Annotated in this window: 11 protein-coding genes and 1 tRNA gene; 1 reads left to right on the top strand and 11 read right to left on the bottom strand. The window is 74.6% G+C overall.

The genetic code is table 11. The features are described from left to right. The first annotated feature begins 18 nt into the window (after positions 1–18). A complete protein-coding gene (locus R3E88_19475; GenBank protein ID MEZ4218663.1) occupies positions 19–1,143 on the top strand; it encodes a hypothetical protein in 1,125 nt (374 codons plus the stop codon). Between the two features lie 21 nt (positions 1,144–1,164). Here R3E88_19475 and R3E88_19470 read toward each other — a convergent pair whose 3' ends face one another. The 11 genes from R3E88_19470 to pheT form a co-directional block, all read right to left on the bottom strand. Next, entirely contained in the window at positions 1,165–1,941 is a 777-nt protein-coding gene (locus tag R3E88_19470) for an enoyl-CoA hydratase-related protein (protein ID MEZ4218662.1), read from the bottom strand. A 65-nt stretch (positions 1,942–2,006) separates the two neighbouring features. Further along, a complete protein-coding gene (locus tag R3E88_19465; GenBank protein ID MEZ4218661.1) occupies positions 2,007–2,873 on the bottom strand; it encodes a sulfotransferase in 867 nt (288 codons plus the stop codon). Next, positions 2,858–4,090: a hypothetical protein gene (locus R3E88_19460; protein ID MEZ4218660.1), complete on the bottom strand. Its 1,233-nt coding sequence runs from the start codon at positions 4,088–4,090 to the stop codon at positions 2,858–2,860. The genes R3E88_19465 and R3E88_19460 overlap by 16 nt, the downstream gene beginning before the upstream one ends. Before the next feature lie 94 nt (positions 4,091–4,184). Then, a complete protein-coding gene (locus R3E88_19455; GenBank protein ID MEZ4218659.1) occupies positions 4,185–5,609 on the bottom strand; it encodes an MBOAT family protein in 1,425 nt (474 codons plus the stop codon). A gap of 82 nt (positions 5,610–5,691) precedes the next feature. Continuing rightward, positions 5,692–6,294, bottom strand: coding sequence for a HEAT repeat domain-containing protein (locus tag R3E88_19450; GenBank protein MEZ4218658.1), 603 nt, complete (start codon positions 6,292–6,294; stop codon positions 5,692–5,694). Further along, positions 6,291–7,835: a right-handed parallel beta-helix repeat-containing protein gene (locus R3E88_19445; GenBank protein MEZ4218657.1), complete on the bottom strand. Its 1,545-nt coding sequence runs from the start codon at positions 7,833–7,835 to the stop codon at positions 6,291–6,293. Before R3E88_19445 ends, R3E88_19450 begins: the two co-directional genes overlap by 4 nt. A 348-nt stretch (positions 7,836–8,183) precedes the next feature. Continuing rightward, positions 8,184–8,261 (bottom strand) — tRNA-Pro (locus tag R3E88_19440). A 235-nt stretch (positions 8,262–8,496) separates the two neighbouring features. Continuing rightward, positions 8,497–8,796 carry an antibiotic biosynthesis monooxygenase gene (locus R3E88_19435; protein MEZ4218656.1) on the bottom strand — a complete coding sequence of 100 codons (300 nt, stop codon included), beginning with the start codon at positions 8,794–8,796 and terminating at the stop codon, positions 8,497–8,499. 8 nt (positions 8,797–8,804) lie between these two features. Further along, positions 8,805–9,332, bottom strand: a complete 528-nt coding sequence (locus tag R3E88_19430) for a MerR family transcriptional regulator (protein MEZ4218655.1) — start codon at positions 9,330–9,332, stop codon at positions 8,805–8,807. Between the two features lie 71 nt (positions 9,333–9,403). Further along, positions 9,404–9,742, bottom strand: coding sequence for an integration host factor subunit alpha (locus R3E88_19425; protein MEZ4218654.1), 339 nt, complete (start codon positions 9,740–9,742; stop codon positions 9,404–9,406). A 52-nt stretch (positions 9,743–9,794) separates the two neighbouring features. After that, a complete protein-coding gene (gene pheT / locus R3E88_19420; GenBank protein ID MEZ4218653.1) occupies positions 9,795–12,206 on the bottom strand; it encodes a phenylalanine--tRNA ligase subunit beta in 2,412 nt (803 codons plus the stop codon). Between the last annotated feature and the right edge of the window lie 16 nt (positions 12,207–12,222).

The following is a 12,222-nucleotide window of genomic DNA, read 5'->3' as shown; positions in this document are numbered from 1 at the left end:
CGCGCTGGAGGAACGCGCATGTCCCGCTCGCCCTGCTCGCCCCACTCCGCCCCGGCCCGCCCGCGCGCGCGCCGCGCGCTCGTCTGCGGAGTGGCCGCACTCGCCCTCGCGGCCACCGCGTGCGGCGGGCCCGACCCGATCGTCGCGTGCGAGCCCGCGAACGGGATCACGCCCGTGTGCGGCTTCCACAACCCCGAGGACCTCGTCGTCGACGCGAGCGGGAGCTGGCTGATCGTGAGCCAGGCGCCGCTCGGCGAGCATCGCGGCGAGCTCGTCGCGTACGAGCCCGCGACCGGCGAGCGACGCACGCTCCATCCGTCCACCGTCGCACCCGTCGGCGCGCCGAGCGCGACCGCGGGCGACGCGAGCTGCGACGGCCCGCCCGACCCCGCGCAGTTCGCGCCGCACGGGATCGATCTCGCGCCGGACGGCGCGACGCTCTACGTCGTCGGACACGGCGCTCGCGAGGCGGTCGAGATCTTCCGCGCGAGCGCGACGCCGCGCGGACCGCGTCTCGAGTGGATCGGCTGCGTCGCGATGCCCGAGGGCGCGATGATGAACGACGTCGCCGCCATGCCGGACGGCGACGGCTTCGTCGTCTCCCGGATGACGACGCTCGGACTCGGCGGCATGGTCGCCATCGCGCGCGGGGGCACGACGGGCGAGGTGCTTCGTTACTCGCGCGCGTCCGGCCTCCGGCCCGTCCCGGGAACGACCGGCGCCGCGCCGAACGGCGTCGCGGTCGCGCGCGACGGCTCGGCCGTCTACTTCGCGGAGTGGAGCGCGGGCAGCGTCACGCGCGTGGCGCTCGACGGCAGCGGCCGGCGCAGCGCGAGCGTCGGCTTCAGCCCCGACAACCTCTCGTGGCGCGCGGACGGCGGCCTGCTCGTCGCCGGGCAGCGCGCGACCCCGCTGCAGGCGACCGCGTGCTTCGACGTCGAGGAGGGAAGCTGCGGCCTCGCGTCCGCCGTCGCGGTGCTCGACCCGGAGACGCTCGCCGTCCGGCGCATCCTGACGAACGATCCCGCCGTCGCGATCGGCGGCGTCTCGGCCGCCGTCGCGCACGCGGGCCGCATCTGGCTCGGCTCGTTCGGCGGCGATCGCATCGCGTGGATCGACGCCGCGCGCGCCGACGCGCCCTGAAGCGGCGGTATCGGTCCGCGCCTACCGTCCCACGTACACCGGGTCGCGCTTCTCCGCGAACGCCGCCACGCCCTCGCGGAAATCCTCGGTGCGGAAGAGCTGCACGAGCTCGGCCATCACGTGGAAGCCGTTCGCCTCGAACGTCGAGTCGAGCCCGAAGCGCATCGCGCGCTTCGCCGCCGACACGGCGAGCGGCGCGTTCGCCGCGATCTCGCGCGCCCAGCGCATCGCCTCGGGAACCACCTGGTCCTGCGACACGACCGCATTCGCGAGCCCGAGGCGCTCGATCTCGCGCGCGTCGAGCTTGCGCGCGAGGAGCGTGACCTCGCACGCGCGGTGCCAGCCGATCAGCCGCGGCAGGAGCCACGCGCCGCCGCTCTCGGGCACCACGCCCCGCCGCACGGGCGGCGCGAGCACGGCCGTCTCCGAAGCGATGACGATGTCGCAGCCGAGCGCGAGGTCCATGCCGTAGCCCGACGCGGGGCCGTTCAGCGCGCAGACGATCGGCGTGTCGATGCGACGCATCACGAAGGGCGGCGTCTCGCCGATCTTCACCGCGCCCGCGCTCCCCGCGATGCCGCTTCCGCCCGCCGCCGCGTCCTTGAGATCGAGGCCGGAGCAGAACCCGCGCCCGGCGCCGGTCAGCACGATCGCGCGGACGTCGGAGCGCGCGTCGCACTCGAGCAGCAGCTCGGAGAGGCGCGCGAGCATGGGCCCGCTGATCGCGTTGAGCCGCTCGGGCCGGTCGAGCGTGAGCAGCGCGACCGCGTCGGCCACCTCGCAGCGGATGTCGGACATTCGGATCGCCTCCTCGCGCGGCCTCGCGCGCGCGCCGCGCGCACTCTACACGTCGCGCACGCGGCTCACGACCAGCCGAAGCGCGCGAAGGCCGCAGCGAGGCGCGCCTCGATCTCGCGCGCGGTCGCGGAGTCGAGGCGTCCCGCGTGGCGTCCGACCGGCGCCGCCGAGATCGCGTCGAAGGCGTCGCCGTGCATCGAGTTCCCGCCGAACGGCCGCCCCGCGATCGTCGGCTCCCGGAGCGAGGGCGCCATCGCGACCCCGAGGAAGCGCGTCAGTGCGTGCAGCACCGGGCCGGGATCGGCGACGAGCGTCTCGTAGCGGATCGCGAGCGCGGCGTCGGGCGCGCGCGCGGCGAAGGCATCCCACGCGGCGAGACTCGCCGCCCAGCGCCGGCAGAAGGTTGCGACGTCGAGCCCGCGACCGCGCGTCGCGCGCTTCGCGCGAAAGGACACGAAGACGTCGCGCGGGTCGCGGACGAGATAGATCGCGCGCAGCTCCGGCCACAGCTCGCGCGCGCGCGCGAGCGCGTGCTCGTGGCCCGGCGTCTTCTCGACCCATGCCCGCGCGCGCCCGGCGTCGAGCCCCGCTGCGCGCGCGTAGGCGCGTGCGACGGCCGGCAGGACGCGGCGCGACGCGGGCAGCGCGCCGAGCTCGCCGCGGAGCGCGTCCGCGAAGGCGGCGCCGTCGAGATGGCCGTAGTCGTAGATCCCGGGCTCGCGGCGCGCGAGGCGCGCGAGCCGCGTGCGCGACAGCAGGTACGACGGGCGCCGGCGCAGCGGATGCGCGTGGATGCGCGCGAAGTACTTCGTCTCCTCGGGAATCACGATCAGCTCGGGGTGCCCGTCGAGCAGGCTCTGCACGAGCGTCGTGCCGGACTTCGCGTGGCCGCAGAGGAGCGTCGCGCCCGGCTCGGTCACGGCCCGGCGCACGCGCCCGGCCCCTCCGCGAGGCCCCGCTCGCGCGCCTGCGCGACGAGGCACGCGACCTGGGCCGCGCTCGCCTCCGGCACCGCGCGCGCGAACCGCTCGTCGCGGAGCAGCGCGCCGACGACGTGCGCCATCGTGCGCTCCGAGCCGTGGAACCCGTTGATCATCCAGCCGTCGTCGTGCCCCTCGTCGCCGAAGGCCTCGACCGCGTCGACGAAGGGCTGCCCGGCGCGCGCGAAGGCGTCCCGCATGGCCGCCCGCCACGCCGCGAAGTACGCCGCGTGCGGAGGCGACGCGGCGATCGCGTCGCGCACCGGTCCGGCGAGCGGCACGGCGAAGCCCGCGAGCACGACGTCGCGCGCGTGCGCCCACGCGAGCCACGCGTCGAGGCGTGCAACGCGGCGGGCCGAGAGCGCGCCCGTCTCGAAGCGCCGCTCGCGGCGCGCGATCCGCTCGAGCGTCTCCTCGTCGTCCGCGTAGGGCGCGCCGGCGGCGCGGCGCGCGAGGAAGCTCGCATTGCGCCGGCTGCCGTCCGAGCCGCGGAACCCGACGCCGCCGCGCGCCGCGAGCCCGATCGCGCGCACCGCGCGGCCCGACGCGACCTCGACGCGGTCGTCCGCCGCGACGAGCGCGCGCAGCTTCGCGGCGCCGCCGCGCCGCGCCAGCGCCTCGACGAGCGCGGGATAGGCGCGGATGCGCGCGTCCCAGTCGGCGTCGAAGTCCGAGGTCGCGAGCGTCCGCGCGAGCGGCTCGATCGAGCGACTCGGCGCCCACCCGTCGTTGAACCACCAGGGGTCGAGCGCGAGGACGACGACGCGCACGCTCCCGATCTCGTCGAGCAGCGCCGCGACGGGCTCGAAGTCGCCCGTGTGCTGCACGAGTCCGCCGGCGTTGTAGAAGCCGCCGTCCGCGAAGCCGTGCGCGCGATCGCCGCCGAGACCGAAGTGGAAGTCGCGCAGCTGCATGCTCGTCGAGCTGCCGAGGACGGCGATGCGCGGCCGGCGCGCGCGCAGCTCGAGCGCCTTGTAGCGCCGCATCTGCTCCGCCACGAGGGCGCGCGCGAACAGCGTGTCCTCGCCCTCCGCGAGCGCGCGGCGCTCGGTCGTCCGCACGGACGCGAGCCCGCGCCCCTCGCCCGCCTTCCACAGCGCGAGCTGCGATGCCGCGAACACGAGCGCGAGCGGCGCCAGGAAGCGCGCGACCCGCAGTGCGAAGCGCATCGCCTCGCGCCGGTCCGCGCCCGAGGTCGGCGACGGCCCGGACGGGGTCCGGTCAGGCCCGGACCCGGTCCGGTCAGGCTCGGACCCGGTCCGGTCAGAACTGGAAGTAGACGAACGGAGCATTCGCCGTACCTCCCAGCAGGACGAGCGCCGCGACGAGTGCGTACGCGAGCGCGCGCTCCGCGAACGGGTGCCCGCGCAGCGCTTCGAACGGATGGGCACAGTCCCGGTGCCACCACTCGATCGCGACGAGCGCGCCGATCAGCGCGCGCGGCTTCGCGTCGCCGACGAGGAAGAACCCGGCCAGGTCGGTGTCGGTCGCGATGGTGCCGATCACGCGGAAGGCGTGCGCGAGCGAGTCGGCGCGGAAGAAGATCCAGGCGAAGCACACGACGACGAAGGTCACGCCCATCTCGACGAGCGCGCGCGCTCCCGGGAGAGCGCCCTCGCCGCCCGGAACGTCGGTGCCGCGGCGCTTCGGCACGAAGCGGTGCGACACCGCGTAGAGCACGGCGTGCAGGAAGCCCCACGCGACGAACGTGAGGTTGGCGCCGTGCCAGAAGCCGCTCAGCACGAACGTCGCGAGCGCGTTGCGGAGCAGCTTCCACGGCCCGACGCGGCTCCCGCCGAGTGGGATGAACACGTAGTCGCGGAACCAGGTCGAGAGCGAGATGTGCCAGCGGCGCCAGAACTCGCCGACGTCGCGCGAGAAGTACGGAAACGCGAAGTTGCGCATCAGATCGAAGCCGAAGAGGCGCGCGCAGCCGATCGCGATGTCGGAGTAGCCCGAGAAGTCGCAGTAGATCTGGAACGCGAAGTAGAGCGTCGCGAGCGCGAGCGCGGTGCCGTCGGCCGCCGGGTTCCCGTACGCCGCGTCGACGTAGCCCGACAGCGTGTCCGCCACGACCACCTTCTTGCACAGGCCCCACGCGATCTGCCCGCAGGCGAGCGCCGCGGCCTCCCGATCGAAGTGGCGGTCGCGCGAGAACTGCCCGAGCAGGTGGTGCGCGCGCTCGATCGGCCCGGCCACGAGCTGCGGGAAGAACGCGACGAACGAGAAGAACGCGATCGCGTCGCGCTCCACGGGGATCTGGCGCCGGTAGAGATCGATCGTGTAGCTCAGCGTCTGGAACGTGTAGAAGCTGATGCCGACGGGCAGGACGATCGCGAGCGCGTGCATGGACGGCTCGTAGCCGAGCAGCCGCAGCGCGTCGGCCGCCGTGTCGATGAAGAAGTTGCAGTACTTGAAGAAGCCGAGCAGGCCGAGGTTCGCGAGCAGGCTCACCGCGAGCAGCGCGCGGCGCCGGCGCGGGCTCTCCGCGTCGGCGAGCGCGAGGCCGACTCCGTAGTCGAGTGCGCTCGAGAACGCGATCAGGCCGAGGAAGCGCCAGTCCCACCAGCCGTAGAACACGTAGCTCGCGACGAGCAGCAGCACGTTCTGCGCGCGCCGGCCGAGCTGCCAGTAGGCGAGGTAGACGAGCGGAAAGAAGATCGCGAAGTCGATCGAGTTGAAGAGCAAGCCGTCGCGCCCCCCACAGCGCCGGGCCCGCGCGCGCGAGGCGGAGCGCAGGCCCGCGCGCAGGGTACTCGAAGCGCGCGCGCTACTCGGTCAGCAACTCGATGGCGAAGCCGGCCTCCTCGCGCACGGTCGGCGAGGGGTGCTCGCGGAGCGGCTCGAGATAGCGGATGTCGGCCGGGTCGCCGCGCGCCCCGAGCTCGACGGCCGCCGCCGCCACGACGTCGGGCGAGGCGTCGTCGAGCGCGCGGCGGAGCGCCGTCTGCGCGCGCCCGGCCTCCGAGAACCCGAGCTGCTCGACCGCCCGCACCCGCACGCGCGGGTCGGCGTCGCCGAGCGCGAAGTCCTCGAGGATCGCGAGCACCTCGGGCTCGTCGACGTCGAGCAGGTCGACGGCGTCGGCGCGCGTGTCGGGGTCGGGCGAGGCGAGCTCGCTCAGGTCCTCGTCGAGGAGCGCACCGACGCGCGCGAAGCGCTCGGCGCTGAGGTCGCGCGCACCGTCGTCGGCGGCCGGCTCGTCGACCCGCGGTGCGACAGGCTCGGCGGCGGAATCGACGACCGAGGGCGACGGCGCGGGGGGAGCGGTCTCCGGCTCGACCGCGCCCTCCTTGCCGTAGCAGCCGGCCGCGCAGAGCCCCGCGATCAGGGCGACGGCGGCGAGGCCCCCGACGGTGTCGCGCAGCGTCACTGCACGCAGTCGCGCACGCCGTCCTGCACGACGGGCGCCTCGGACCCGAACCGGTTGTTCGAGAGCGTCGTCGCGACGCCCTCGTCGCAGAGATCGAAGAGCGCGCTGCGCGTGCCGCGGTTGCGGTCGAGCGTCGTCGTGGTCGCCGGCGTCCCGCCGTCGGCGACCTCGAACCCGTACAGCTGGCTCGACTGTGCGGTGTTGCGCTCGAGCGTCGTGCCCGACGCCGCCGGGCCGACCTCGAAGCCGTCGGTGCCCGCGTCCTTCGCCGCGTTGCGCGCGAGCACGTTGCCCGCGCCGGTGACGATGAAGCCCTCGCCGGCGCACCGCTGCACCTTGTTGCGCTCGACGAGCGACGACGCGGCCGCCACGCGGAAGCACGGCTCCGTCGTCGTCCCGGCGTCGCGCACCGCGTTGCGCGCGACCACCGCGCCCGTGCTGCCGGTGAGGTCGACGCCCGCACCCGCCACGCGGTCGACGCGGTTGCGCTCGGCGACGAGCCCGGCCGCCGAGGCGACGAGCTCGATGCCGTTCCCGGTTCCCGTCACGTCCTCGACGCGGTTGCGGCCGACGCTCCCGCTCGCGCACGTCGCGCACACGACGCGGATCCCGGCCGCCGACCCGGTCGAGCTCGACACGCGGTTCTTCTCGACGATCGGCGCGTCGCCCGTGACCCGCACGCCGCCGACGGTGTTCGCAGTGCGATTGCCCGCGACCCAGGCCTGGTTGCCGGTGACGTTCACGCCGAGCCCCGTCGCGCCGTCGACGTCCGCGCGGATCACGCTCGCGCGATCGCCCGTCACCTGCACGCCCGCGCCCGCGACGCCGAGCACCTCGGGGCGGTCGACGAACGCGTCGACTCCGTTCACGACGACGCCCGCGCCGGTCGTCGTGCCGTCGACGAGCACGCGGTCGACCACGACGCGCGGCCCGCTTACCGAGACGCCCGTCTGCGCGCCCGTGATCGTCACGTCCGAGATCACGAGGTCGTCGCACGTGCCGCCGCACAGGATGCCGGTCGCCGCCGGCCCCTCGATCGCGACGTCGATGATGCGCACGCGCTGGCGGCCGTTCTGCACCAGGATCCCGTGGCTCACGCCGCCGCGGATCGTGATGCCGCGGATCTGCACGTCGTGCGCGTAGATGTGGATGCCGGGCGCGCCGTTGAGCACGACGGCCGCCGGGAACTGCGGCTTGTTGATGTCGAGGTTGTTGACCTTGCACGAGTTCGCGTTCGGGTTGGGATCGTGCTGGTCGTTCGGCTGGTCCTGCAGACAGCCGTCGAAGATCGCGTCGACCACGACCGCCTTCGTGCCGACGATGCGGAGGCCCTGCTTGAGCGGCGGGATCTGCATCGTGTCGGTGTAGACACCGGGCTCGATGCGCACCGTGTCGCCGAACTGCGCGAAGTGGATCCCCTCCTGGATCGTGCGGAAGCAGTTCTTGTTGTTCTTGCTGACGCAGAGCGTCCGGGCACTCGCCCCGTCGGCCGCCAGGAGCGCGACGGCGAGGGCCGCGCACAGCCCGCCGAGCTTCTTCATCGCCACCTTCCCATCCACGTGTGCCGAAACCGTGTGCCGAAATTGCCTGTGCCGGAGTCGCGGTGCCGGAGCCACCGCAGGTTGGCGGCGGCGCCGGAGAGCCGGCTCGCCACCGCATGCCGATCGATCGGCCCTTCGCGCGCGCCCCGCGGCGGCGATGCCGCGGCGCGCCCGTCCGCGAAGGCAGGGGTCGCAAGGGCGCGATTGTGCACGGATGACCGCGGGCCGTCTAGGGCAGTCTCGTCGACGTCCGTCGACGAAATCCGCACGCGGGACGCGCGCTTCGCAGCGCGGCCGGCGAGCGCCACGCGCATCGCGGCGAGCCCATCGGCGGCGCGCGGCGGTGCGTGGTCGGGCCGGCGAGATTCGAACTCGCGACCTCCTGACCCCCAGTCAGGCGCGCTAACCAAGCTGCGCTACGGCCCGACGCCGACGGCACTCGCGTGCCGGATCCCGGCTCCCTACCGACGCGTGCGGCGCGCACCGCTGCGTCGCGGGACGCAGGGCGATGGAGCGGTCTGGAGGCCCGCTCGGCGCGCCGCGAGGGAGCGAGCGCGCGAGAGTAGACGACGGGGGCCATCGCACAAGGCCGCCGCAGGCCGTGACGCAGGCACTCGCGCGCCGCGCCTAACGCGGCGCGCGAGCGCGCCGCCTCGCGGTGCTAGCGGCGGAACGCGCGCTCGCGCACGACCTCGGCGACCTGCAGCCGGTACTCGGTGTAGAAGCGCTCGCGCCCGAGGCGCTGCGCGGCGAGGTGCTCGGCCTCGCGGCCCCACGCCGCGGCGTGCTCGGCGGTCTCGAACTCGGCGAGCGCGAGGCGCTCGCCGTCGTCGGCCGCGTAGGCGCGGAACGAGACGAAGCCCGGCGCGCGGTGGGCGAGCTCGAGCATGCGGACGGCGACGGGCTCGTAGGCCTCGCGCTCCGATTCGTCGAGTCGCGAGCGGAAGACGACGACGACCACGCGCGCGCTCAGGAGACGAGCGCGGCGCGGAGCGCGAGGAGCTCGTCGCGGATGCGCCGGTACTCGGTGCGGTGATCGAGTGCGCGCGCCTCGACCGTCTCCGCGGTGCGACCGACGCCCATCTCGCGCAGCAGCTTGCGCGCGCCGGCGATCGTGTAGCGCTCCTCGTAGAGGAGCTTCTTGACGAGCAGGATGGTGTCGATGTCCTTGCGCCGGTAGAGACGCTGCTTGGAGCGCGACTTCTGCGGCGCCATCCAGCGGAACTCGGACTCCCAGTAGCGGAGCACGTACGGCTTCACGCCGGTGATCTTCGCGACCTCGCCGATGCGGTAGTAGAGCTTCTCGGTCGGGAGCAGCGTGCCCTCGGCGAGCGCGCCGAGGTCGGCGTCGCCGGCGCGCCGGTCGCCGCCGGCCCCGCGCCGTACGCGCGAGCGCTGCGGCGTGCGCTTGGCCGCCGCGCCGCGGCCCGCGGCGCGCGCCCGTGCGTCCTTGCCGTCGCGTCCGTCCCTGCCGTCCCGTGTGTCCCGCGCGGCCATGCGTCCCCCCGTGTCGCGGCGGCCGCGACGCCCCTCGGCGAGGGACGCCGCTCGTGGATCGTGCGTCGCGCTCAGTCGTCGTCCCCGTCGTCGGTGCCGGCGCGCGCGGCCGAGAGCTCGGCCTCCGACACGTCCGTCTCGTTCAGGATGTTCTTCAGCACGAGGCTCGGCTTGAACGTCAGCACGCGGCGGGCGTCGAGGAGGATCTCCTGGCCGGTCTGCGGATTGCGGCCCTTGCGCGCGTTCTTCTCCCGCACGACGAAGTTGCCGAAGCCCGAGATCTTGACCTTCTCCCCCTGCTCGAGCGTCTCCTTGATGATCTGGAAGACCTTCTCGACCAGCTCGGCCGCCTCCTTCTTCGAGAAGCCTACGCGTTCGTAGATCTGCTCGACGATCTCGGCCTTCGTCATGCGCGCTCTCCCCCGCTCGCCGCCCGCGCCACCGCGTGACGCTGCGGCGCTGTCATCGAAGCTCGGCCGCGAACCGCTGCTGCAGCATCTGCACGACGCGGTCCGTCGCCTGTGAGACCTCTTCGTCCGTGAGCGTCCGATCCGGCAGCTGGTACACGAGCCGGAACGCGACGCTCACCTTCCCTTCGGGCACGCCCGGGCCCTCGTAGCGGTCGAAGACCTCGACCGCGGCCAGCGCGTCGCCCGCCTTCTTGCCGATCGCGCCGAGCACCTCCGCCACCGGCTGGTCGCGGTCGAGCACCACGGCGAGGTCGCGCCGGGACTGCGGATGCCGCGAGACCTCCCGGTAGCGCGGCAGGCGCGTCGGTAAGTCCCCGACGGCGCTCGAGTCTACTTCGATCACCGCGACGGGGGTGTCGATTTCGAAGCGCGCGGCGACGGCGGGATGGAGCTCGCCCACGACGCCCACGCGGTCCTTCCCCGCGAGCAGGTCGGCGCAGGCGCCGGGGTGGAGGTAGGGCTCGGGAGCCCGCGAGGCCGCGAGGCGCACGGGGCGCCGCAGGCGGGCGACGAGACGCTCGGCCACGCCCTTCGCCTCGAAGAAGACCGGCTCGCGGGCCTCGCCGCCCCAGAGACGCTTCTCGCGCCCGCGCGCCAGCACGGCCGTCGCGCGCCAGCGCTCGCGCGGCAGCGCGCCGGCTTCCGCCGGCGCCTCGAACACGCGCGACACCTCGAACAGCGCGACGCGATCCACCTGCCGGCTGCGGTTGTCGCGCACCAGCGCGAGCAGCGCGGGCACGTGCGTCGAGCGCAGCGCCGACTCGCTCTCCGCGATCGGGTTCACGACGCGGGGCATCGCGCGACGCGGATCGCCCGGGTCGAGGCCCAGCGCGTCGAGCGCGGCCGCGTCGAGGAACGGGAACGTCGCGACCTCGGTCAGTCCCTCGGCTGCGAAGGCGTCGCGGATGGCGTCGCCGAGCTCGAGCCACGCGGGCTTCGCGCCGGAGCCGAGCACGCCCTCGAGCGCGCGCGGCTCGATCGCGTCGTAGCCGTGCATGCGCGCGACCTCCTCGACGAGGTCGGCCGGAATGCGCAGGTCGTTGCGGTGGGTGGGGATCGCGCAGGCGAGCGCGTCCGCGCCGCGAGGCGCGCACGCGATGTCCTGCGCGCCGAGGAGCGCGGCGATCGCGTCGCGGCCGAGGTCGGTGCCGAGAAGGCGGTTCACGCGCGCCGTCTCGAGCGCGACGCCCTCGACGACGTCCGGTGCATCGCCCGTCGCGACGGCGCGCCCGGTGTCGACGACGCCCCCCGCGAGCTCGGCGAGCAGCCGGGCCGCGCGATCGAGCGCGCGCTCGACACCCGCGCGGTCGACCCCGCGCTCGAACCGGTAGGAGGCCTCGCTGTGCAGGCCGAGGCGCCGCGCGGTGCGGCGCACCGCGCGCGGTGCGAAGTGCGCGCTCTCGAGCAGCACGTCGACGGTCGCGGCGTCGACCTCGCTGTTCGCGCCGCCCATGACGCCCGCGATCGCGACGGCGCGCTCGGCGTCGGCGATCACGAGGTCGTCCGGCGCGAGCGCGTGGGTGCGACCGTCGAGCGTCTCGATCCGCTCGCCGTCCGTCGCGCGGCGCGCGACGACGCGGCCGCCGCGGAGCTTCGCGAGGTCGAACGCGTGGAGCGGCTGGCCGAGCTCGTGCAGCACGAGGTTCGTGACGTCGACGACGACGTCGATCGGCCGAAGCCCCGCCGCCTCGAGCCTGCGCGCGAGCCACGCGGGCGACGGCGCGATGCGCACCCCGCGCACGACGCGCGCCGCATAGCGATGGCAGAGGTCGGGCGCCTCGATCGCCACGGCGACGGCGCGCTCGACGGGCGGCCCGGCCTCGGCGACGTCGCAGGGCGGCAGCGCGACGACGCCGCCGAACGCGGCGCGCACCTCGCGCGCGATGCCGAGCATCGAGGCGCAGTCGCCGCGGTTCGCCGTGATCGCGACGTCGAGCACGGCGTCGCCGGCCGCGAGCACGCGGTCGAGCGGCGCGCCGACGGGCGCGTCCTCCGGCAGGACGAGGATGCCGTCGCTCTCGTCGGCGAGCTCGAGCTCGGCGGCCGAGCAGATCATCCCGTGCGAGCTCACGCCGCGGATCTTCGACTTGCCGAGCTTCCGGCCGAGCACGACGGTGCCCGGCCGCGCGACGGCGACCTTCTGTCCCGCCGCGACGTTGGGCGCGCCGCACACGATCGTGTGGGCGTCGCCGTCGCCGAGATCCACGCGGCACACCGAGAGGCGATCCGCGTCGGGGTGCTTCTCGCGCTCGCGCACGAAGCCGACGACGAAGGCGCCGAGGTCGGGCCCCGTGCGCTCGATCGCGTCGACCTCGAGCCCGGCGCGCGTCAGGCGCTCCGCGATCTCCTCGACGGGTGCGTCGGGCGCGATCCACTCGCGCAGCCACGAGAGCGGCACCCGCATGTCAGGCGCGCTCCGA

It is taken from the genome of Myxococcota bacterium (genome assembly GCA_041389495.1).
Taxonomy (GTDB): domain Bacteria; phylum Myxococcota_A; class UBA9160; order UBA9160; family UBA4427; genus JAWKRT01.
The sequence above is the reverse complement of the archived record's forward strand: the minus strand, read 5'-3'. Positions and strand labels throughout refer to the sequence as shown.